At 66.6% G+C, this 22,166-nt stretch carries 21 protein-coding genes and 2 pseudogenes; 18 read left to right on the forward strand and 5 right to left on the reverse strand.

What is annotated here, in order from left to right:
• The first annotated feature begins 38 nt into the window (after positions 1-38).
• The 4 genes from ACWC2T_RS40930 (at position 39) to ACWC2T_RS40945 (ending at position 2,657) form a co-directional block, all read left to right on the forward strand.
• The gene (locus tag ACWC2T_RS40930) at positions 39-692 is read left to right on the forward strand and encodes an isochorismatase family protein (protein ID WP_450675380.1); all 654 of its coding nucleotides are present in this window, start codon (positions 39-41) and stop codon (positions 690-692) included.
• A gap of 200 nt (positions 693-892) precedes the next feature.
• Positions 893-1,042: a hypothetical protein gene (locus ACWC2T_RS40935; RefSeq protein WP_450675381.1), complete on the forward strand. Its 150-nt coding sequence runs from the start codon at positions 893-895 to the stop codon at positions 1,040-1,042.
• Complete coding sequence (locus ACWC2T_RS40940) at positions 1,042-1,239, forward strand: hypothetical protein (RefSeq protein ID WP_450675382.1); 198 nt, start codon at positions 1,042-1,044, stop codon at positions 1,237-1,239. Before ACWC2T_RS40935 ends, ACWC2T_RS40940 begins: the two co-directional genes overlap by 1 nt.
• Entirely contained in the window at positions 1,236-2,657 is a 1,422-nt protein-coding gene (locus ACWC2T_RS40945) for an amidase (protein WP_450675383.1), read from the forward strand. The genes ACWC2T_RS40940 and ACWC2T_RS40945 overlap by 4 nt, the downstream gene beginning before the upstream one ends.
• Positions 2,658-2,693: 36 nt before the next feature.
• Here the strand turns inward: ACWC2T_RS40945 and ACWC2T_RS40950 are convergent, their stop codons facing one another.
• A complete protein-coding gene (locus ACWC2T_RS40950) occupies positions 2,694-4,145 on the reverse strand; it encodes an FAD-binding oxidoreductase (protein ID WP_450675384.1) in 1,452 nt (483 codons plus the stop codon).
• Positions 4,146-4,185: 40 nt separating this feature from the next.
• On the opposite strand from ACWC2T_RS40950, the gene ACWC2T_RS40955 reads away from it, so the two are divergent.
• Positions 4,186-4,875: a GntR family transcriptional regulator gene (locus ACWC2T_RS40955; protein ID WP_450675385.1), complete on the forward strand. Its 690-nt coding sequence runs from the start codon at positions 4,186-4,188 to the stop codon at positions 4,873-4,875.
• Here the strand turns inward: ACWC2T_RS40955 and ACWC2T_RS40960 are convergent.
• Positions 4,870-5,739 (reverse strand): DUF6282 family protein, encoded by an 870-nt coding sequence (locus ACWC2T_RS40960; protein ID WP_450675386.1) that lies wholly within the window; start codon positions 5,737-5,739, stop codon positions 4,870-4,872. The genes ACWC2T_RS40955 and ACWC2T_RS40960 overlap by 6 nt on opposite strands.
• 17 nt (positions 5,740-5,756) lie before the next feature.
• Between ACWC2T_RS40960 and ACWC2T_RS40965 the strand changes: the two genes are divergently transcribed.
• The 10 genes from ACWC2T_RS40965 (at position 5,757) to ACWC2T_RS41010 (ending at position 15,928) form a co-directional block, all read left to right on the forward strand.
• Positions 5,757-6,758 (forward strand): alpha/beta hydrolase, encoded by a 1,002-nt coding sequence (locus ACWC2T_RS40965; RefSeq protein WP_450675387.1) that lies wholly within the window; start codon positions 5,757-5,759, stop codon positions 6,756-6,758.
• A gap of 602 nt (positions 6,759-7,360) precedes the next feature.
• Positions 7,361-7,519, forward strand: a complete 159-nt coding sequence (locus ACWC2T_RS40970) for a hypothetical protein (protein ID WP_450675388.1) — start codon at positions 7,361-7,363, stop codon at positions 7,517-7,519.
• Positions 7,520-7,590: 71 nt separating this feature from the next.
• On the forward strand, positions 7,591-9,192 hold the full coding sequence (locus tag ACWC2T_RS40975; RefSeq protein WP_450675389.1) for a purine-cytosine permease family protein: 1,602 nt from the start codon (positions 7,591-7,593) through the stop codon (positions 9,190-9,192).
• A 638-nt stretch (positions 9,193-9,830) separates the two neighbouring features.
• Positions 9,831-10,709 (forward strand): DUF3891 family protein, encoded by an 879-nt coding sequence (locus ACWC2T_RS40980; RefSeq protein WP_450675390.1) that lies wholly within the window; start codon positions 9,831-9,833, stop codon positions 10,707-10,709.
• Between the two features lie 22 nt (positions 10,710-10,731).
• On the forward strand, positions 10,732-11,169 hold the full coding sequence (locus ACWC2T_RS40985; RefSeq protein ID WP_450675391.1) for a hypothetical protein: 438 nt from the start codon (positions 10,732-10,734) through the stop codon (positions 11,167-11,169).
• Positions 11,170-11,180: 11 nt separating this feature from the next.
• A complete protein-coding gene (leuC, locus tag ACWC2T_RS40990; protein WP_450675392.1) occupies positions 11,181-12,575 on the forward strand; it encodes a 3-isopropylmalate dehydratase large subunit in 1,395 nt (464 codons plus the stop codon).
• Positions 12,575-13,147 (forward strand): 3-isopropylmalate dehydratase small subunit, encoded by a 573-nt coding sequence (gene leuD, locus ACWC2T_RS40995; RefSeq protein ID WP_450675393.1) that lies wholly within the window; start codon positions 12,575-12,577, stop codon positions 13,145-13,147. The genes leuC and leuD overlap by 1 nt, the downstream gene beginning before the upstream one ends.
• The gene (gene leuB, locus ACWC2T_RS41000; protein ID WP_450675394.1) at positions 13,144-14,181 is read left to right on the forward strand and encodes a 3-isopropylmalate dehydrogenase; all 1,038 of its coding nucleotides are present in this window, start codon (positions 13,144-13,146) and stop codon (positions 14,179-14,181) included. The genes leuD and leuB overlap by 4 nt, the downstream gene beginning before the upstream one ends.
• Before the next feature lie 243 nt (positions 14,182-14,424).
• Positions 14,425-15,699 (forward strand): Nramp family divalent metal transporter, encoded by a 1,275-nt coding sequence (locus ACWC2T_RS41005; RefSeq protein WP_450675395.1) that lies wholly within the window; start codon positions 14,425-14,427, stop codon positions 15,697-15,699.
• Positions 15,700-15,715: 16 nt separating this feature from the next.
• Positions 15,716-15,928, forward strand: a complete 213-nt coding sequence (locus ACWC2T_RS41010; protein WP_450675396.1) for a hypothetical protein — start codon at positions 15,716-15,718, stop codon at positions 15,926-15,928.
• Between the two features lie 148 nt (positions 15,929-16,076).
• Here ACWC2T_RS41010 and ltrA read toward each other — a convergent pair whose 3' ends face one another.
• The 3 genes and pseudogenes from ltrA to ACWC2T_RS41025 all read right to left on the reverse strand — a co-directional run.
• The gene (gene ltrA, locus ACWC2T_RS41015; RefSeq protein ID WP_450675397.1) at positions 16,077-17,543 is read right to left on the reverse strand and encodes a group II intron reverse transcriptase/maturase; all 1,467 of its coding nucleotides are present in this window, start codon (positions 17,541-17,543) and stop codon (positions 16,077-16,079) included.
• Between the two features lie 602 nt (positions 17,544-18,145).
• A pseudogene (locus tag ACWC2T_RS41020) lies at positions 18,146-18,535 on the reverse strand (transposase); the annotation flags it as partial.
• A 23-nt stretch (positions 18,536-18,558) separates the two neighbouring features.
• Positions 18,559-19,620: pseudogene (locus tag ACWC2T_RS41025) on the reverse strand (IS110 family transposase); the annotation flags it as partial.
• A 131-nt stretch (positions 19,621-19,751) separates the two neighbouring features.
• Between ACWC2T_RS41025 and istA the strand changes: the two are divergent.
• From istA to ACWC2T_RS41040, 3 genes are all read left to right on the forward strand, one after another.
• Positions 19,752-21,287 (forward strand): IS21 family transposase, encoded by a 1,536-nt coding sequence (gene istA / locus ACWC2T_RS41030; protein WP_450675398.1) that lies wholly within the window; start codon positions 19,752-19,754, stop codon positions 21,285-21,287.
• The gene (locus ACWC2T_RS41035) at positions 21,287-22,039 is read left to right on the forward strand and encodes an ATP-binding protein (RefSeq protein WP_450675399.1); all 753 of its coding nucleotides are present in this window, start codon (positions 21,287-21,289) and stop codon (positions 22,037-22,039) included. Before istA ends, ACWC2T_RS41035 begins: the two co-directional genes overlap by 1 nt.
• Positions 22,036-22,166: barstar family protein (locus ACWC2T_RS41040; protein WP_450675400.1), on the forward strand; the 131-nt coding region annotated here is incomplete at its 3' end. The genes ACWC2T_RS41035 and ACWC2T_RS41040, both read left to right, overlap by 4 nt.

A 22,166-nucleotide genomic window follows, 5' to 3' on the forward strand; every position in this document is an offset into this window, starting at 1 on the left:
ACACTCGACGAACAGATATTGCGGAAGGCTGAACGCTGATGTACGACCATGCGACGACCACGGCGTATGCTGCGGCGGGCCTGGGGCAGCGCGTACCACGCGGCCGGCGGCCGGCATTGATCGTGGTGGACCTCATGCGGGGGTTCACGGAACCGGAATTCGACACCGGAGCTGACCTCTCCTCTGTGGTCGAAGCGACCAACACGCTCACCGCGGCGGCCCGGCCGAAGTCCGTCCCCGTGGTGTGGACTGCCATCGCCTACACGAAGGCGGAGATCCAGAGCTCCGCCTATGCCTGGTTCTACAAGTCGGCGGGACTGGCCAGCCTGGTAGAGGGAAGCACCGCAGTCGACCTGGACCCGCGGCTCGACGTCGGGCAGAACGACGTGCAGGTTGTCAAAAAGGGTGCCTCAGCGTTCTTCGGGACCAACCTCGCAGCGAATCTGGTCGCATTCGGCGTGGACACGGTCGTGGTGTGCGGCACCTCGACCAGCGGGTGTGTGCGTGCGACGGCCGTGGACGCCATGCAAAGTGGATTCAACGTGCTCGTGCCGCGCGAGTGCGTCGGAGACCGCGCGGCAGGCCCCCACGAGGCCAGCCTCTTCGACATCGACGAGAAGTACGGCGATGTCGTCGATCTCGACGACGCGCGCGCGTACCTCGCCTCGCCACCGGAGCGCCACGACGGATGATCGGCCGACCGCAGCGCGCCTTGCGTGGGCCGGGTCGCTCGACCGCTCTAGTGGCCCGGGGACAGCAATAGCCTGGCCTGCCGCGGCCCCTTGGGCGTGTTCGGTCTGTCAGGAGACGCCCGCCTGAAGGACCCGCGGACGGGCGGCACGGTAGGGCGGTCACCCGACAAGAGATGGATATCAACCCGAAAGGAGGCGTCATGCCGCGTGTGAAGCAGGCACATCCCGATCCCGTCCCCGCGGTCGAAGTGTCCCTGGGCAGTGTGCTGAAGGACGCTCCCGCCGACACGCCGCGCAGGACACCGCGGCGGTGGTTCATGGTCTGGCTCACCGGCGAGAGGGGCGTCTGATGAGGCCGCCCAGACGGATCGACGCGGCGGCTGTCTCCGCCGCCGCGTTCCTGGCCGGTATCCCCGTCCCCAGGGACGACCTGGACCTGCTGACCCGCACGATGTCGCGCTACGAGGAAGTCGTCGCGCCGCTGCGCAGCGCCGCCCTCAGCGACATGGAGATGCCATCCACCATTGATCCCCGGGACGGCTGGTGAACGAGATCCTCAACCTGACGATCGCCGAGGCACGACGGCTGCTCGTCGCGCGCGACCTGTCGTGTGTCGAGCTCGCGGAGGCGACGATCCGGCATATCGAGCGAACCGATGCCTGCTTGCACGCGTACGCGACCGTGACGGCGGAGCAGGCGCTCGAGAGCGCACGCTCCGCTGACGTGGAGATCGGCCGAGGCGTGTCGCGTGGTCCGCTGCACGGCATCCCGGTCGGCGTCAAGGACCTGTGCCATATGCGTGGGGTACCGACCGAGGCCGGGTCCGAGGTACTCAAGGGCTACATCCCCGACGTGGATTCCACCGTGGTCGAACGGCTTCGGGCCGGCGGCGCGGTGATCGTCGGCAAGACCGTCACCAGCGAGTTCGCCTTCGGGCCGACGCTTCGTCCGACGCGCAACGCATGGGACCAGGATAGAAATCCAGAAGGATCGAGCGCCGGGTCCGCGGTTGCGGTGGCTGCACGGTCCGCGTTCGCGACCATCGGGACCGACACGGCCGGTTCGATTCGAGCGCCGGCCGGTGTCAACGGTGTGGTCGGGCTGAAGCCGACCTTCGGACTCGTCGGTACGTCGGGGCTCATCCCCATGAGCCCGTCTCTCGACCACATCGGCCCGATCACACGGACCGTGGAGGACTGCGCCGCGGTGCTGTCGGTCATCGCCGGGTTCGATCCGCGGGATCCCCATGGCCTCGAGGTCGAGCCGCCCGCGTTCCCGTTGGATCCGCCGCGGGGGCTCGAGGGTGTCCGGATCGGGATCGAGAGCACGTATCTGCCCCCACCCGGGCTTGATCCGATCGCTCGCGATGCCGCGCTGTGCGCCGCATCGGCATTGCGGGAGCTGGGAGCCACGATCGTGGAGGTCGAGATCCCGGAGCTGGAACTCACCGAGGCGAGCATCGTAACGATCAAGGCCGTCGAGGCGAGTGCCTATCACCTGTCGCGGCTACGGCGCGACGCCAGCGCCTTTCACCGGACGACGCGCGTCATCCTGCAGGCCGGCGCGCTCATCCCAGCCGTGCAGTACGCCGAGGCCGAGCGGGCGCGAGCGCTGATCACACGTTCCGTGCGTGAGACCTTCCAGCGGCATGACCTCGATGCATTGCTCGGGCCCGGGTGGGGACCGGCCACTGCCGTGACCGCACCCGCAGACGTTCTGCACGCCGACGGAGTCCCGTTCACTTTCCCCATGCGGCCGAACGCGGTGAACCTCACCGGCATGCCGGCGATCAATGTTCCCTGCGGGTACACCGAGTCCGGGCTGCCGCTCGGCGGGTTCGAGCTGTGGGGCCGACCTCTGGGGGAGCCCACGCTCCTGCACATCGCCGCTGCCTACGAGGCCGTGAACCCCTGGCATCTGCGGACGCCCGCAATCGCGCAGAAGTCCACACACGAGGTTGCTTGATCTCGCGGCGGCGGGAATGGGCCCGGCCGCGCGTGCTCAGCGTACGAGCGGCCGGGACGCGTCGGTTAGGGAGCGGTCCGGTAGCCCGACACCCGGGTTGAGTATGCCGCCGGGGTCGAGCGCACGTTTGAGCCGCGCCATCGCGTCGAGTTCCGCCGGGCCGCACAGCAGATGCAGCCACCGGGCCTTCTCTATCCCGATTCCGTGCTCGGCGCTGATCGTCCCGTCGCACTCGACGGCAAGACCGAAGACCACCGCGCCGAGGTCCTCGTAGTCGGCGGATTCCGCGATCACGTTCACGTGCACATTGCCGTCGCCGAGGTGCCCGAAGAGGATCGTCGTCGCGCCGGGATCGACGCTGCTGACTGCAACGGGGAGGCGGTCCATGAACGTCGCCAATCGGTTGAGCGGAACTCCGACGTCGAACTTCAGCGGTACGCCAAGTGCGGCGACCGTCTCGGAATGCGCCTCACGCAGTCGCCAGAGACGAAGGCGATCAGCGCTGTCGGTGGCCAGCAGAGCGTCCTCGACGCCGACCTCCTGAAGTGCGGCGAAGAACTCCTCAGCTGGATCCTCCTTCGCCGCGCATTCGAGCAGGAGATACACGGGTGCCGGCTCCGCGAACGGCAGGGGAACGCCGAGGTGGCGTACGACGTGCCGCATGGCGCCGTCGACGGTGAACTCCGCTGCTTCGAGCGACGGCAGCAACGGGCGCAGCACCGACAGCAGGCATACGGCCGCGTCGATCGAGGGCAGCGGAACCAGCGCCGTCACCCGCGAGCGCAGCAGCGGAACAAGTCGCCAGCGCACACGCGTGATGACACCGAGCGTTCCCTCGGAGCCGACCAGCAGGGCCGGAAGCGCGTATCCGGCGTTGTCCTTGAGCACGGACGGCCGCATGTCCACCACCGAGCCGTCAGCTAGCACCACCTCAAGCCCGGCAACCCGTGCCCGGGTCGTGCCGTAGCGCATCGCACGGAGCCCTCCCGCGTCGCAAGCCACCAGCCCGCCCACCGTGGCGGTGTCGCGGGCGGCGATGTCGACGCCGGCATCCAGGTCCACGCTGCGCGCATGCTCCTGAAGCGCTGCAAGCGTCGCGCCCGCACCGACCTCGACGTGCCAGGTACCGGGGTCGATGGGGCCCAACTCGCCCATTCGCCCGAGGCTCAGGACCACCTCGCCGTCACGCGGCACGCCACCGCCGACCAAGCCGGTGTTCCCGCCCTGGGGAACAACGCCCGCGCCGGCGTCGGCGCAAGCACGCAGGACGCGAGCCACCTCGTCCGTGTTCGCCGGTCGGACGGCCAGCCTTGCCCGGCCGCCGAAACGGCCGATCCAGTCCTGCTCATACTGAGCCAGAACGGTCGGATCGTCGATGACGTGCTGCTCACCGACGATCCGGCGCAGCGCCGCCGGGAGTACATCGCTCCCCGAGTCACATGTCATATGTGGCATGCTACATTGCTTCTCCCCGGATTTCAGGAACACTGCGGGAAGAAGGTAGACGCGACATATGACACTCGGACGCTTGTCAACGGACCCGAACACGCTGTCGCATCGCGCCGCCGAAAGCATCAGGCGTGCGATCAGGGAAGGTCGCCTCGCCGCCGGCGAGCTCTACTCCGTGGCAGGGCTCGCCGAGGAGTTCGGCGTGTCGCGGACCCCGGTCCGGGAGGCGCTGCTCGTGCTGGAGCGGCAGGGAATGGTGCGCTTCGAGCGCAACCGCGGGGTTCGGGTGCTGGAGACGACGGCGCGCGACGTCGAAGAGATCTTTGCCTTGCGGCTCCTGCTCGAGGTCCCAGCTGCCGCTCGGGCCTGCCGGCTCATCGGCGTCAATGGCCTCAGCCAGATTCATCGCGAGCTGGAGAACATGCGCCGCGCCGCAGAGACGGGCGACGAGGCACTGTTCATGACCTACGACCAGCGTTTTCACGAGCAGATCCTGAGTGCGGCGGGCAACAGTCGACTGACCGCGATCATCGGCAACCTGCGCGACCACGTGACGTCTCGCGGGCCGTCGACCGTCGGTCGAAGTCGGAGCCTTGATGCTGTGCTGGCGGAGCACGAAGCGATCATGGACGCCCTGGAGGCCTCGGACGAGGCGCGGACCGCGGCGGCGATGCGCGAGCACCTCGTCACGACTGGTCGCCTCCTGGTCCAGCAGCAGGGCGGTGCTGAGGACGGCTCGTCGTGGGAGGACTGGGGCAGCGGTTCATAGCGGGTCCAGCCCGAGAGCTGCCGCCGGGTTGTGGACTGTCATCAGCTCCAGATCGTCGTCGGAGATGCCTTCGTCCGACAGCTGTCGGACGAAAGCGGTCATGCCGTCGAACGGCGAGGGGTTCCGGGCCTGCCCGAGATCGGTCGCCAGGACTGTGCGGGAGGCGCCGACGGTGCGAATCTGACCGGCGATCGCGGTCATGGGGACGCCGGTGAGCGCGCTCAGATAGCACCGCTCGAACCAGACGTTCGGTAGTTCCGCGAGCGCAAGCTGGTCGCTGGTCGGGATATCGAGGAACGGTGCCTCGGGATGAGTGACGAGGACCCGCTGCACGCCGCACCGCATGGCGAACCGCGCGACATCGAGGAGCATGGCGGGGTCGAGGTGCCCGGTGGCGAGAGTCGCGCCCGACCGCGCGATCTCGCGGAAGATCAGACCGAGTTCGCCGGCCTCGTCGAGGTGCTGGTGGCCGATCTCCACCTCGGCGGTGACCTCGGCATTGTTCGGGAGCGTGTGTCGCACCGGTCCCGCCGCCTGCCGGCACTGGACGACCGAGGAGAGCGTCGGCAACCAGATCACCTTGGCGCCGAGCGCCAGGGCGGTCGACACGGCGATCGGATTGAGGCCTCCGGCCGAGTGCCGGTTGAGGACGAGGCCCCCGAATATGTCTCCGTCCGGCCAGATCCGGTCTCTGGCCAGCATGGCCCGGGATGCGGTCCCCTCAACATGGCTCTTGATCACCAGTCCCCGGTAACCGGCAGCGCGCGCGGCGGCGACCAGGACGTGGTCGTCCATCAGCCGCGGAACCACGTCCGGAGCCGCGTGGACGTGGGTGTCGATGACCCCCCGTGGCAGTTGACGCATCGGGTATTCCTTCCTCGATGACCGGCGATGAACCTCGACAACCCAGTTTGGCATGTGGCATGCTACACGCCAGTCACTATGACCACCAGGAGGCAGGCGTGCAGCGTCGACCGGTGACGTTCTACAGCGACGGGATCAGGTTGGAGGGGTTCATCCTCACTCCGGACGGCAGTCGCTCCGATGAGCCTCGTAAGACGGTCCTCATCAACTCCGGACTGTTCGGTCTCAAGGAATGGGTGCCGGCCCGCTGGTGGCCGCAATTCCTGGACGCGGGGTTCACCTGCATGGCGTTCGACTACCGCGGCTTCGGTACCAGCGACGGTGAGCGCGGCCGGATCGACCCCGAGGAGCAGATCCGCGATGTCAGTAATGCTGTCACCTTCCTGTCCGCGCAGCCGGAGGTGGACGCGAGTGCCATCGGCGCGCTGGGCTGGGGACTTGGCGGCGGCATCGTCATCTCCACGGCGGCGCGCGACCCCCGGATCGCGGCCGTGGCGTCGGTGAACGGGCCCGGTGACGTTGGGCGGATCACCCGGGACGGCGTCCCCTACACCGCCTGGCTCGAACTCCAGGACCGGCTCGCGGCCGACCGTGTACAGCGCGTCCTGACGGGTGAGTCCCAGAAGATCCCGTTCCACGAGATTGCCCACCCGGACGGTTCGTTCGAGCGGGCGAAGACCGGACAGTTCAAAAAGGACCTCTCGGACCTCAAGCAGCAGCCCACGGCTGAGTTCACACTCGAGTCCGCAGACGCCTACTACAGTTTTCGTCCGGAGCACGAGGTCGCCTCCATCAGCCCCAGGCCGGTGCTCTTCGTCCATGGCACACGCAACCACTACATGCCGATCGACGAGGCGCGGCGCATGTACAAGCTGGCCAATGAGCCGAAGACGCTGGTGGAGATCGAGGGTGCCGAGCACCTTGAGTGGATCGACGCCGGCAGCAAGTATTACCGTCCTAATGTCGAGAAGGTCGTCGACTGGTTCTCGAACGCGTTGAGCCCTGTCGCGGGGGTGTGAAAGCTCCGCAGCGACCCGCGGCCCGTCTTCGGCCGACTGTGAGAGCGTTCTGATGGTGCACCTTGTGGCCCAAGGCGTCCCCGATGCCACAGGCGAGCCGATCGGCCTCAAGCTGCAACGCCTCGCCGGCCATCGGGACGCTCAGCTGCTGCCGGAGATCGGCCGTGCACTCGGCGAGCAAGCGTAGGGGCTGAAACCGGCCGCTGGAAGTACCTCTGACTTTCCGGTTGACGAGGACCGGCAGCGATCTGCTGGTGCCGCCCTCCACGAGCACGCCGTGTTCGCTCAACCGGGCCGCCGAGCAGCACTGCGCGATGGGGGAGTAAGCAGCCTGATGGGGACGCCTCGACCGCTGAGGACTTAGGTTCGCAACTGCAGGCCACTCCGCGGTTGTTCGCCGGACGTGCCGTCCGGCGGTCCGAAGGACTCGTTGGCGGGCAAGGTTGGGAAACCTGCGATCGAAGTCCAGGCGCACCGCACGGGGCACGGTAGAGTACCTCGCGGTCGAGCGGACTCGGACCGCTGTCACACGTACGTCAGTTGGCCATCCCGATCCTCAACAGATGCTGCGGTGTTGTCCCAGTGGACCTTGCACGTTGAGCGTGTCCGGCATCGAGTCCTTCGACTGCAACACCGACGATGGGATGGCGCCGTTTCGTGGCGGCGCTGCTCGGGCTCGGGTCGACTTCTCGGCGTGCTACTCCGTCGTCGAGCTTTCCCGAGGCGATGCGCTGATCATTCCACCCACCGATAACTGGTGAGCGGTGGACACACCCGCTTCGTCGCTTTCGCCCGAGCCAGCGCCCCTCTGCAGATGTGGAGGAAAATTTCCGTGAAAGATGGCAAGATAGGCAATCGCGATGTGGCTGTCGCGCCGAGATCCCGGGTTGCGCGCCAGGAGGTCGGCGAAGACTACGCCCTACGAAAGGTCCCGGCGCACTTCAAGCGGACTCCGACAAGCCTCGCGATGGTCGTCTCTGGACAGTCGACGTCCGTTTTCGCTCTCGCCGTCGGCGGGGTTGCCGCGCTTACCTTGGGCTTCTGGTCAAGCCTGCTGGCCTCCGCGATATGCTCTGTCATCGGCCTGGTCTGTGGCCCTGTCGTAGCGCGCAGAACGGCCACCTATGGAGTCGACATCGACCTTGTATCGCGAGGCTCCGGCTACGGGTTTCTGGGCTCTTCACTGACTTCTCTGATCTACGCGGTCCAGTTCTTGATGTACACAGGCTTGGAGGCGTCATTCATGGCCTCGGCTGTACACGCCGAATGGCCGTCTATCTCCCTTCGACTTCTGTACGTCCTGACTTCCCTCATTGCTGTGCCGTTGAATTGGTATGGCGTTTCGCAGAACGATTGGCTCCAACGGGTCACTGCGCCGCTCTTCCTTGTAGGCTTGATCTATCTCATCGCCAAGGTCGTCGACCGAGCGCAGGTCGTTCCGCTCAGCGCGCATGCCGTCGGAGTATCCACGCTGCTGTCGGCCATCGGAATGATGCTCCCCGCGACAGGTGGTCAGATCCTGGCATCCGGCGATTACGCTCGGTTTATGCGCCGACAGGACGCCCGGAAGGCTGGTTGGATAGGCCCGCTCGTCGTCGTCGGACTGGCTGGATTCATCGAGCCGTCGCTGGGGGCGCTGCTGTCGCTGTTCGTCGAAGACTCCAATCCCGGCGTATACGCGGTGACGATCCTTGGAGTGATTGGCACGGCCTGGGTTGTGATCACTCAGTTGCGCATCAACAACGGGAACTACTACAGCGCCTCGCTGGCACTGGCCAACTTCTCGTCCCGCGTTCTGCATTGGACTCCGGGACGACGATTTTGGGTGGTGGCCGTAGGGCTGATCACCGTCGTCACGACCGAGCTGGGTATTCTCAATCATCTGACTCAGGTGCTCACCTTCGTCGGGGTGCTCACGCTTGGATGGGCCGGGACCCTGCTGGCAGACATGGTAGTCCTGCGTCCCCGAGGCTTGGTAACCCCATCTTATGTCGAGCATCGTCGTGGTTACCTGAAAAGCTGGGGCTGGCCGTCGCTGGGCTCACTTCTTGTCGGCTCGGTAGTCGGTGGTGTTCTGGATCTGGCAAATATTCCGAGCACCACCTACGGGCCAGTCCTCGGCCAAATACTCTCGTTCTCCGCCGGGTTTGTCGGCCCCATAGTGACAGTGAAACTCCTACCCCGCTCCGGGCGTCTAGAGGCGCGCACACCAGAGGCCGACATGGCTGATGAGGCCGGCCTGACGGAGGACTACATCAACGCACCGGAGAACATGCTCACCTGCGGCAGCTGCGCCAGCGTGGCAATGCGCCAAGACATGCTCGTCTGTCCGGTTACCCAGGGCGGCATCATTTGTTCTGTCTGCTGTGCAGCTCACCGTACCTGCGGTGACGTCTGTAAGCAGCCGATGAGGCTGCTGCCAACCTCCGGGTGATCTTCTCGCGGAGGTCACGAATCCACTGCTTTCTCAACGGGTTGGGCCTACGCGGGCTCAGGCGGCCTGTTCCCAAGGAGCGGGGAAGGTCTTCGTGGGCCGAGCGGCGACACGGGCCAGCTGCGGGTAGCGGTGACTGAGCCAAGTCCACCAGGCCAGTGGTGAGCGAGGGTTGACATGCATGGTAAGCTGCCGTAAGGCTCGCATACGTAGTCATAGAGGGTTCGTGCGGCCGTGGCTGGCCGGTCGGCCAGCGGGAAGGGCGCGGCGTTATCATCCGGTGCCCCGTGGGCGCCGGCGCACGCCATGCCAGTGGTCGGCCTGTGTCTCCTCAGCTTGGCAAGCAGTCCGTACGTCCCTCGTCCTGTGTCGGAAGGAGGGCATTTCCCCTCCTTCCGACACAGGCACACCATCAAGGGCAGGTACCGTCCGGGGCTAGAGATTTGCACAAGTGTCCTGTATACCTATGCCAACACTTGGACCGGCGCGTTCATGGCGGTTGGCAAGGACATCACCCATTCATGCCGGGGCGCTCCGTAAACGCGCCGGCATGGGTGCACGCGACAGGTGTCGCCCCCACCTGGAACCTCAACCGCGGCCCCGACAAGAGCTCAACTTCGACCCGAAATGAGGGCGTTATGTTGATCCGACGACGCGACAACGAGCTGCTGTTGTTCCAGCAGGTGGACCACGGTTTTCTCACCGGGGAACTCGTCGATCTGTGGGGGAACGAGCGCTTCGTTGTGCCCAAGCCGCTTGATCAGGTCCGTACCGCTGCGTCATTTCATGACGAGGGGTGGCGCGTCCCCGACCTAGAGGTGCTCTTCAACGAGGCGGAGGGGCGTCCGTTGAGTTTCTCCGAGATCGATCAGCGTGAGCACGTTCCGCTGTATCAGCGCGGAGTCGAGGAGGTGCTGCGCCGCGACGAATACGCCGGACTGCTGGTGTCCACCCACTGGACGGGCCTGTACCGGGGTCGGTGGGGACTGCAGCCGATGCCGATCAACTGGACCACCAGCAGCCGTACGCCGATCGAGCAGCTGCAGGACGAGGCCATCGCTGAGCAGGAACGCAAGTGGGTGGACATCAAGCGCCAGCTCGTGGGGAACGGCTTCCGCAGTGATTTCGAGGCGAATCTGTGGTTCAACTTCGATCTGCTGCAGGCGTGGGACCTGTTGTCGATCTATGTGTGTATGAACGTGCATACGCCGGCCCCCGACGGGGCCGAGCCCCTGCTCCTGGGGTCGACCCTGAGGAGCCTGGACCAGGTGCCCGGCGTGCGGATCATTCCCAATGTGCCGACGGCGATTGGTGGGGAGCGAGTCGATCTGCGGCTGCGTGTGGTGGAGCCGGGTGTGATCGAGGTCGATCCGTACCCGTTCGGGCCGCGTGAGGTGGAGCTGAGTATCGAGGCGACCGTGATTCCGGATCGCCGGTACGCGAGCCAGGAGGATGCGCGCGCTGCGGTGGAGAAGGGCGGCAAGGTGACCGTGACCTGCCGCATGATCCGTCCATAGCGCGGCCGAGGAGGACCCTCAGATGATCCAGTACGTCCGTCTGTACGCCGATGAGGCGGGGGAATCCCGCTTCGAGGATGTGACTTTGTCGGCCGAGCCCAAGGGCGTCGGTTACGACTCGCGTTTGATGGCCGCACTTTCCGATCCCATCCCTGCGGTCGAAGTGCTCCTACGCAGCGTTGTGAAGGAGGCCGCCTCCGACGCGCCGCACAACACACCGCGGCGGCAGTTCATCGTCCAGCTCACCGGCGAGAGCGAGGTCGAGACCTCGACAGGAGAGATCCGTCGATTCGGGCCGGGCAGCATCCTGTTGCTCGAGGACACCGACGGCAAGGGACACACCACCCGCGGACTCTCCGGTGGCGAGAGGCTCACGCTCGTCGTGGCCCTTCCCGACGATCCCGCGGCATGGCGTCCCGCGACGACGTCCGAGCCGCAGTCCCCGACTCCGGTTTCCTGAGGGCGGTAAACGTGCAAACCGACGGCTCCGCGACCACACCGGCCACGCTGCTGGACAAGATCTGGGCGACCCACGAGGTTCGGGAGGATTTGCTCTACGTCGATCTCCACTTGCTGACCGAGCTGTGCACCCCGCAACCGTTCGAGGCGCTGCGAGTGGCCGACCGGCGGGTGCGCCGGCCCGACCGTACCTTGGCGACCGCCGATCACAACGTGCCGACGGACGGCACACCGCTGGAGCGGATCAGCGATCAGCTCGCCCGGGCACAGATCGAGGCACTGGAGCGCAACTGCCGCGACTTCGGCATTCCGGTGTTCTCTTTGGGATCCGAACACCAGGGGATCGTCCACGTCATCGGGCCCGAACTGGGCCTGTCCCAACCCGGAATGACAATCGTGTGCGGCGACTCCCACACGGCAACGCACGGAGCGTTCGGTGCCCTGGCGTTCGGCGTCGGCCAGAGCGAGGTCGAGCACGTGCTGGCCACCCAGTGCCTGATGCAGTCTAAGCCGAAGACGATGCGCGTCCGTTACGAGGGCTCACCCGGTCACGGCGTAACACCGAAGGACGTCATTCTCGCGACCATCGGCAGTCTGGGCGTCGACGCCGCGATCGGTCACGTCGTTGAGTACAGCGGGGACTTCATCACACGGCTGCCGATGGAAGGCCGGATGACCATCAGTAACATGACCATCGAGATGGGCGGGCGCGCCGGCATGATGGCCGTCGACGACCACACACTCGAATGGTTCGAGGGGCGCTCCGGCGCGCCGTCCGGCGCGCGATGGGACGCGGCCGTGGAGCGTTGGCAGTCCTGTGTGAGCGATCCCGGCGCGACATTCGACAAAGACGTCGCGCTCGACGTGTCCCAGTTCTCGCCACAAGTGACATGGGGCACGAACCCTGAAATGGTGGTCGGCGTCGCCGACGTCGTCCCTGAGCCGGCCTCCGCCGCCGCCGAGCGCGCTCTCGAGTACATGGCGCTGCGGCCCGGAACGCCGATCACCGATATCAAGCTCGACCGGGTGTTCATCGGCTCGTGCACGAACGGGCGCATCGGCGACCTGCGGGCCGCCGCTGAGATCGTCAAGGGGCGCAAGATCGCCTCACATGTCTCGGCGATGGTGGTTCCCGGCTCCCAGCAGGTGAAGCTGCAGGCTGAACGCGAGGGCCTGGACGAGATTTTCCGCTCGGCCGGCTTCGAGTGGCGCTCGTCCGGCTGCTCGATGTGTCTGGGAGTGAACGCCGACATCCTTGCTCCGGGGGAGCGCTGCGCGGCCACGTCCAACCGCAACTTCGAGGGCCGCCAGGGCCGCGGGGGACGCACCCATCTCGTGTCCCCGCAACTGGCCGCGGCGGCGGCCGTCGCGGGTCATTTCGTCGACATCCGGGAGTGGGAGCACTGATGGAGCCCGTCACCACGATTCGCGGCCGTGCCTCGGTGCTCGACCAGGAGGACGTCGATACGGATCAGATCCTCCCGAAGCAGTTCCTCAAGCGCATGAGCCGCGAAGGCTTCGGACAGTTCCTGTTCTACGACTGGGCCCAGCAACCCAACTGGCATCTGCCGGCCAATCCGATCCTGGTCACAGGCGGCAACTTCGGCTGCGGGTCGTCGCGGGAGCACGCGGTCTGGGCGTTGTTCGACTACGGCTTCCGCGCGGTCGTTGCTCCGAGCTTCGGGGACATCTTCTACTCCAACTGCACCAAGATCGGTCTGCTGCCCGTCGCCCTCTCCGAACAGGACGTCCGCGCAGTGATGCGAGCGGGCCGCGCCGAGATCGACCTGCGTGAGCGGTCGGTCACGTGGGACGGCGGCAGCGCGACGTTCGAGATGGACCCACGGATCCAGCACAGCCTGCTCAACGGCCTGGACGACGTGGCCACGACACTCGGGCACCTTGATGAAATAACAGCCTACGAGGAGGAACACACCATGCATCTGCCGAGCACACTAGATTTGGTCCGGTCCCGGTGAGCCGCGCGGTCGTCGTTCTGCCGGGCGACGGAATCGGCCCGGAGGTTATGGCACCTGCCGTACACCTCCTCCGCGAGCTGGGCGACTTCCAGGTCGAGGAGTACGTCTTCGGTGGCGCGGCGCTCGAGCTCCATGGCAACCCCATGAGCGACGAGGTGCTCGCGGCGTGTCGTGCCTCGGACGCGGTGCTCTTCGGTGCCGTCGGAGGACCGCAGTGGGACAACGACCTCACTCTGGAGGAGCGCCCCGGCGACGCGCTCCTGCGGTTGCGGCAGGAACTCGGTGTCTACGCCAACCTGCGTCCTGTCCGGACCTTCGGCGCCCTGCGTGGGCTGTCCCCGATCCGGCCGGAGGTCCTGGAGGACACAGATCTGCTGATCGTTCGCGAGCTCAATGGCGGAATCTACTTCGGCGCACGCGGCAGGCGCCCGAACGGCAACGCATTCGACACGGCCGAATACTCCGTGGCCGAGGTCGAGCGGGTGGCGCGCATCGCGTTCCGGACGGCTCGCTACAAGGTCACGAACGTCGACAAAGCGAATGTGCTTGCCACATCGCGGCTTTGGCGAGACGTCATCGAACGGATCCACCAGGAGGAGTTCCCGGAGATCGAACTGGAACAGCTCTACGTCGACAACGCTGCCCTGCAGCTGGTCACCAGGCCGGCCGATTTCGATGTGATCGTGACCGACAACATGTTCGGTGACATCCTTAGCGACGAGGCGGCCGCGCTGACCGGGTCGATCGGACTGATGCCGAGCGCCTCGCTCTCCGACGGCGGGCCCGGGCTGTTCGAGCCCATCCATGGCAGCGCGCCCGACATCGCGGGCAAGAACATCGCCAGCCCGCTCGCGATGTTCCTCACCGTCGCCGTGATGCTGCGACACGGCTTGGACATGCCCGACGAGGCTGCTGCGCTCGAAAGCGCGATCAGCAAGGCCCTCGACGACGGCCTGCGTACGTTCGATCTCGGCGGATCGCACACGACGACCGAGGCCGGAGAGGCGGTTCGCCGTGCCCTCGTCACCGTGTAGTCTCTCGGTTCCGCGCGCCCGCATCATCACTCGACGACGTCGATGCAGCGTCGCGCGGGACTGGGACGCCGGCCCCGGACCGCTGGAACATCAGGCCGGGCACCCGTCGGGCTCGGGGAGCGGTTCCATGGACCGGAGCGTCCGGTGCGAGTGGTTCGGTGACCCATGGGGCGTACGGACCGCCCTCCCATGGCACGGGCTGCAGGCCCCGCCTCTGCAAGTGCCGATGTGAACCCTGTGTAGGTGGCAGCGGTGACGATGAATGAGCTGCGATGCGACACCGCCGTACCGATCGCGTCGCTGGTGGCCCGCGGCCCGGTGCGAGGCACACTGGCAATGTTCGGTCCGGCGTTCGTCGCCGCCATCGCGTATGTCGACCCTGGCAATTTCGCGACCAATATGAGCGCTGGCGCGGAGTTCGGTTACCGACTGATATGGGTGGTGGTGCTGGCGAACCTGATGGCGATGCCGGTGCAGTTCTACTCCGCCAAGGTCGGCATCGTCACCGGAAAGTCGCTGCCGGAGCTCTGCGCGTCGCGATACCGGCCCGTGGTGCGTTGGGTGCTCTGGGCGCAGGCGGAGTTGGTGGCGATGGCCACCGATCTGGCCGAGTTCGTCGGTGCCGCGCTCGGCCTGAACATGTTGTTCGGGGTGCCGCTGCTGCCCGCCGGATTGATCACCGGCGCGGTAGCACTGGCAGTGCTCAGATTGCAGGTGCGCGGCTCTCGTCCGTTCGAGCGGGCCATCGCCGCGCTGCTGCTGATCGTGATGGGCGGCTTCGGTTACGAGTTGCTGCACATCGGCACCAGCCCGGCCGATGCGGCCTCCGGACTGGTGCCGGCACTGCCGGGCAAGGACGAGGTGTTCCTGGCGGTCGGGATCGTCGGGGCGACCGTGATGCCGCATGCGATCTACCTGCACTCCGCGCTGACCAGCCGCCGGACCGGAATCAGGGACGAGGACGAGCGGCGGCGGGCACTGCGGTTCGAGCGTTGGGACGTGATCGTCGCCCTCGGCCTCGCCGGCATCGTCAACCTGGCGATGCTGATGGTGGCTGCGAAAGTCTTCCACGCTACGGGCAACGCAGTCAGCACACTCGAGGACGCACACGCCGGCCTGGCTCGTATGGCGGGTGGGACGGCTGCTCTGGTCTTCTCGATGGCCCTGCTCGTCTCGGGGATATCCGCATCGTCAGTGGGCACGTTGTCCGGCCAGGTCGTGATGTCCGGCTTCGTTCGGTTGCGCATCCCGCTGTTGCTGCGCCGGATCGTCACCATGCTGCCGTCGCTGGCCGTGCTCGCAATCGGCCTGGACACCACCGTTGTCCTCAACGTCAGCCAGGTCGCGCTGAGCCTCGGCATCCCCTTTGCGCTTGCCCCGCTGATCGCGGTGTCGCGCGACAGGCGGGTGATGGGTCCGTTCGCCAACACCCTCCTGCCGACGGTGGTGTTGGTCGGCGTGGCTGTGGTGATCACCGTGTTGAACGCGGTCCTACTCGTGAACCAGTTCCTCGGGTGATTTGCAGGAGGCGTTGATGCATCACGCAGCACAGGTCGGCGTTTCGCTCGGCGCACTCGGGTTCGGCTACGCACTCTGCTGCCTTGCCGCGCTGCGTTTCGGCCACTGGGATGACATCTCCAAGGGGTTGCACGCCCGGCTTCAACGCAAAGCGCGGTACGCGCGAGCCGTCTTGGCCGGGTCCGCTTTCCTCCTGGTCGTCGGGACCGTCGTACACGCCGCCGGCTGATGGCGACCGGTGCCAATCTGTGCGGGGGGTGCCTGTTGAGTCGGCACGGAGCGCGGTGCCGGTGTTGCCACCGGTCCGTTTCTCCGTGCCGCTCGCCGAACCCGGCGTACCCGTCTCCGAGTACCGGGCTCTCCACGGACTCTGCCGTTCAGGCGTGGTTGGGGCGGGTCCAGGGGTTGGGGATCGTGTTGCCTCTGTAGCGGTAGCGGGTGACCGTCACCGCCTGGAGGTCAAACAGTTCGACCCCATCTGCCGAGAGCTTTTGCCACCGTCCGTTGCGGTCGGTGAAGCGTCGGCGGACGTCCTTCCACTTCCAGCGGTGCAGCGCCATCCACCAGCTGATCACCCGGTGCCACGTGAAGCTGGCCAGGGAGCTCAGGGCGGCTTTGCAGACCGCGTGCTTGAAGTAGTTGGCCCAGCCGCGCATGATCTGGTTAAGCCTGATCAGCACGTCCCTGGGGTTCTGCTGCGATGTTCTGTTCGTCAGGGCACGGATCTTGTCCTTCAGCTGCCGGATGGGCCGGTCAGCGATGAAGGTGTAGACGTGCCACTTGTCCGTTCCTCGCTTGCGGCGCCACTGGATGCGGAACCCCAAGAAGTCGAACCCGTCCGACATGTGCACCACCTGCGTCTTCGCCTCGGAGAGACGAAGACCGAGCGGTTGCAGAACGCCAGAGATGTCCTCGCGCAGCGCCTCAACGTCGCCGCGTGCGCCGTCGACCAGAACCACGAAATCGTCCGCGTAGCGGACGATTCGCCAGTTCGGACGTCCAGCGGAACGGCGGCGTCTGCGCAGGTGGCTGGTGGCCATCTCCCCGCCCGGCTCCCAGGGCCCGGTCAGGTGCTCGTCGAGCGCCGACAGGGCGATGTTCGCCAGCAGCGGGGAGAGGATGCCGCCCTGCGGGGTGCCGGTGAGAGTGTCCTCGCGGTTTTTGTCCTCGGTGAGGACGCCGGCCTTGAGGAACGACTTGACCAGCCGCAGCACGCGCTTGTCCTTGACGCGGTCTCGCACTCGGTCCATCAGGGCCGTGTGGTCGATTGAGTCGAAGCACGCCTCGATGTCCGCGTCCAGGACCCATCGGTAGCCGTGGGTGCCGTAGAAGTGGATCTCGGCGATCGCGTCGTGTGCCCGTCGCAGGGGCCGGAAGCCGTAAGAGACCGGCTTGAACTCGGCCTCGAAGATCGGCTCCAGCACCAGCTTGAGGGCCGCCTGGACCACGCGGTCGGTGATGGTCGGAATACCAAGGCTTCTGACCTTGCCCGAACCGCCCGGTTTGGGGATCTTTCGTTCACGCACCGGCAGCGGGCGGAACTCACCCGATTTAAGTACGTGCCGAAGATCCTCCAGGAACCCATAGGGGCCAATCTCTTGCTCGACGTTGACGGCCGTGAGGCCGTCCACTCCGGGCGTTTCGGCCCCCTTGTTTCCCGCGACCCGTTCGAACGCCACCAGGAGCGTAGCCGGGTCGCACACGAGGTTGAACAGATCGTCGAACCTGCAGCCTTCATCGGCCGCCGCCCAACGGTGAAGTTTGGCCTGCATCCCCGATACCCGCTGGTGAGACCCCATAGGGGCCTGCAGTGCACCACTGTTCAGCAGTGCTTCTTTCGGCATTGCAGCCTCCTCTCTTCTCGATTCCGCTGCCGCCCTTCCCCATGTGCCAGGCTCTCCCCGGCTCGGAGTACTACGGCGGCTCCGCCCCGTCCCGGCCCGGTCGGCCGACGGTGGGCCCAGCCTGTGACCGCGCTGGAGACGTTGCCGCAGGTCAGGACCGGAACGGTTCCCGTGTTCACATGTTGTTCGATCGACGGATTAGGAGCCCGGCTATACCCCGGCGGCATCGCCACGACTACCCCGCAGCACTTCGCCGTGGCCTCCCCGGCCGACACATAGCAACCGACCGGGAAGTTCCCAGCCCCCATAGCAAGGCAGGGACGCACCGCAACCAGCCCAGATCCGCCAGGTTCGAGCTGGTGACGAGTAAGGAGGCGTCAACGCCGGTTCCTCGCGTACTCCTTTCCGTCTCGCTCGCCGGACCCGCACCATCTGGCAGTGCTGATACGTCCCGGCTTTGTCAGGGCCGCTTGCCACCCTCCCCGGCACCTCCCGGGTCGGGCTGCCCTCAGCTTCAACCGCCCTGCTGCGACAGGACAGCGGTGGCGTCCTTTCACCGCCACTCGAACAACTCGCGCTTCACGGCGCACCTATGTCTTTCGTCAAGCGAGGCGTGGGGTTCTGGGTTCGTAGAAGGTTCCGTCGCGGAGCATGGCGAACAGGACGCTGATGCGGTGGCGGGCGAGGCGGAGGAGGGCTTGGGTGTGTGTTTTGCCGCGGGCTCGGCAGCGGTCGTAGTAGCCGCGGGAGGCGGGGTCGTGCAGGGCGGCGAAGGCGGAGAGGAACATCGCGCGTTTGAGCTGCCGGTTGCCGCCGCGGGGTGCGTGTTCGCCGTGGATCGAGGTCCCGGAGGACTTGGTCGCCGGGGCGAGGCCGGCGTAGGAGGCCAGGTGGGCGGCGGTCGGGAACGAGCTGCCGTCGCCGACGGTGACCAGGAGGACTGCGGCGGTCCTGACGCCGATGCCGGGCATCGACGTCAGGACCGGGGAAAGAGACATCCGATGCAGTTGATCTGTCAAGCCGCGACGGCAAGTTGAGAGGCTTCGGATGGTGGGAACGCGGTGGCCTCGTCATAGGGGGTTTGCTTGGTGAGGCAGTGGTGGAGGCAGCCGAGCATGCGGTTGAAAAGGTTGCGCTGTGCGGCAGTGTGGCGGTCTCCGTCGGCTCGTCTGCGGTCGTAGTGGGCTCGGGCACCGGTTGAGGCGGTCAGGGCGGCGAAGGCCCAGACGTAGCCCACTGAGGCCAGCCGTTGGTTCTTGACCCGGCGGGCCATGACCGCGACGCTTTTGCCGGAGGCTCGGGTGACCGGAGCTGCTCCGGCGAAGGCTTTGAGTCCTTTGGCATCGGCGAAGCGGGATCGGTCGTCGCCGATCTCTGCGAGCACCCGGGCGCCGGTGAGTGAGCCGAGCCCTGGAAAGCTGGTGATGATCTCGGCGTCCGGGTGTGCTTCAAAAGACTCCACCGCTGCCTTGGCGAGGTCGTTGGCGCTGGTGCAGGCGGCATCGAGTTGGCGAAGCAGGGCGGCTGTTTGGCGGCCCATTGCTTCCTCGACCAGGGGAAGCTGCCGCATCTGTGGGAGTCGGAAGGCTTCGCGAAGCCGGTCGGCCTCTGCCTCGATGCCGCGCTGGCGGCCGGCCGTCTTGAGGAGGGACCGCAGCTGGGTGCGCGTGAGCTTCGCGGCGCGTTCCGGGGTGAGGGCGGCGGCCAGGATCACTCGTGCGACTGGGGAACACAGTCCCTCGCGTGAGGACTGGAAGGCGATGAGGAAGCCAGGGAAGTATTCACGCAGGTGGGAGCGGAGTTTGTTGCCTGCCTGAGTGCGGTCCCAGACGGCGTCTTGCTGTGCTCGGGCCAAGACCGCGACGGCTTCGGCCAGTTCACTGTTGTGCGGTAGCGGTCGGTGGGTGGCCATGTCGGTGCGGAGGATGTTCGCAAGGACCATCGCGTCGAGGTGGTCGGACTTTTTGCGGGCGACCGAGTGTCGGTCGCGGTAGCGGGCGACGGCCATGGGGTTGATTGCATAGACGGGGCGCCGGGTGGCTCGGAGGCAGGCTACGAGTAGGCCGCGGGAGGTTTCTGACGGCGGCCATGACAAGCTCCCCATAGGCGGCCATTTACCGCCCCACTGATGGCCACGGGATTCCCCACGTACGGCCAGATATCTCCCCGCTCGCATTGGACGCATCCCGCTCGGCGAGGCTCGGGCGGGTGAAGAACAGCAGGGAGATCATGGAGATCCTTGAGGCGTACGACCTCACGGGCAGTTACCGCGCTGCGGCCGAGCTGACCGGCGTCGACCACCACACGGTGGCCCGGTATGTGAAGATGCGGGCCGCCGGCCAGCATCCCGACCAGCGCCGTCACCGGGCCCGCGCGATCGACGACTATCTGCCCAAGATCGAGGAGCTGGTGGTCCGTTCGCAGGGCAAGATCCGGGCGGACGTGGTGCACAAGAGGATCGTCGCGATGGGCTTCACCGGCGGGGAACGCACCACCCGCCGCACCGTTGCCGAGGCGAAAGCCCAGTTCAGGGCCGGTCGGCGGCGGGTCTATCGGCCGTGGGTGACCGAGCCGGGGCTGTGGATTCAGTACGACTTCGGCGACGGACCGACCATTGCCGGCCGCAAGACCATTTTGTGGTGCGCCTGGCTGGCCTGGTCACGGTTCCGGATCGTGATCCCGATCTGGGACAAGACGCTGCCGACGGTCACCTCGTGTCTGGACGCGACCTTCCGTCGGATCGGCGGGGTGCCGGCCTACGTACTGACGGACAACGAGAAGACGGTCACCACCGATCACGTCGCCGGGATCGCGGTCCGCAACCCGGAGATCGTCGAGGTCGCCCGGCACTACGGCACGACCATACGCACGTGTCTTCCGGCGGACCCGGAGACGAAGGGCGGTTCCGAGGCGACGGTCCGCATCGCGAAGGCCGACCTGGTGCCGAAAGACGTCAACCTGCGTGAGCACTACAAGACCTTCGGCGAGCTGGAGGCGGCCTGCCGGGCCTTCTGCGACGAGGTCAACTCCCGTGTTCACCGGGCGACTCGGCGCAAGCCGGTCGAGCGGCTCGCCGAGGAGCGACAGCGGCTGCATCCACTGCCCAGACGGCCGTTCACCGCTGCGTTCGGCACGACCCGGCGGGTGAACTGGGAGTCCACGATCTCCGTCGAGGGGGTCCGTTACTCGGTTCCGCACGAGCTGATCGACAACCGGGTCTGGGCCCGGTTCCACGGCGACGAGCTGATCGTCACCGCGGTCGGTGAGGACGGCTCGGCTCGCGAGGCCGCCCGCCACCGCCGCGGCCAGCCGGGAACCCCGGTTTTGGACGACGCCCACTACCCGCATCGGGAGAACAAGGAGAACGACCGCATCCCGAAGGCCACCTCGGCAGAGGAGGCCGCCTTCCTCCAGCTGGGTCCCGGGGCGGCGTCCTGGCTGGTCGAAGCCGGGGCAGCCGGGGTCCGTCGCATCAAGGCGAAGATGGCCGAGGCCGTCGCCTTGTCCAAGCTCTACTCGGTGGCCGAGGTCGACCGGGCCCTGGGCACCGCCGCGGTCACCGGCCGGTTCGCGGACAAGGACTTGCTGTCCATCGTCGACTACCAGGCCACACGCGAGCACACCGAGCCTGTCCGCCGCAGCGAGGAACACTCCCTGCAGCCCGGCACCTCCGCCTGGTCCTCTTTCGGCCTGCCCACCACGACCTCGGACGTCTCCGAGTACGACGAAAGCGATCCCGCCTGATGGCCACCCCACTTCGCACCGTTCCCGGCACCAACGGCGACCCGCTCGCCGAGGCCATCGAGCTGACCCGACGGCTCAAACTCCCGCACCTGCGGCGGGTGCTGGCCGACCTGATCCCCACCGCGAAGGCACAACGCTGGGACCCGGCCGAGGTCGTCCGCGTCCTGCTGGCCGAGGAAGCCGCCGGCCGCGACCGGGCCAACCTCCACACCCGCCGCAAGCGAGCCGGATTCCCCACCGGCAAGACCTTCGGCGACTGGGACGAGACCAAGTCCGCCATCCCTCGCCACACCCAGGACGCCCTCAAGTCTCTGGAGTGGATCGGCCGGCGGGAGAACTTCTGCATCTGCGGGCCCTCGGGCACGGGCAAGAGTCACTTCACTGAGGCCCTCGGCCAGACCGCCGTCGAGGCCGGGCTGACCGTCTCCTGGTTCACCATCGAGGACCTCGGAGCACTGGTTCGCCGGCACCGCGCGGACGACTCCATCGCCCGGGCCCTCGCGAAGATCATCCGCTCGGATCTGATCATCGTCGACGACATCGGACTGCTGCCGGTTTCACCAGACGCCGCCGAGGGCTTCTACCGCTTGGTCGACGCCGCCTACGAACGACGCTCGGTCGCCGTCAGCAGCAACCTCCACCCCTCCAAAGCGCACATGTTCCGGCGAACCTGTGCCAGGCAGCGCCTGAACAGCACGGGTTCAAAACCAGGGGAGCATGTCATGGAGCCGCGCGTATCCTGCGGGCTGTGACAGCGATATATGTGCTGGAAGGCACGCAGATCAGGACGCTCGAGGACTTCTGGCGAGTCATCGGCGAGGCGATCAACGGTCCCGGCGGCTACTTCGGCAGGAACCTCGATGCCCTCGCCGACTGCCT

The organism is Streptomyces sp. NPDC001393, from assembly GCF_053597455.1.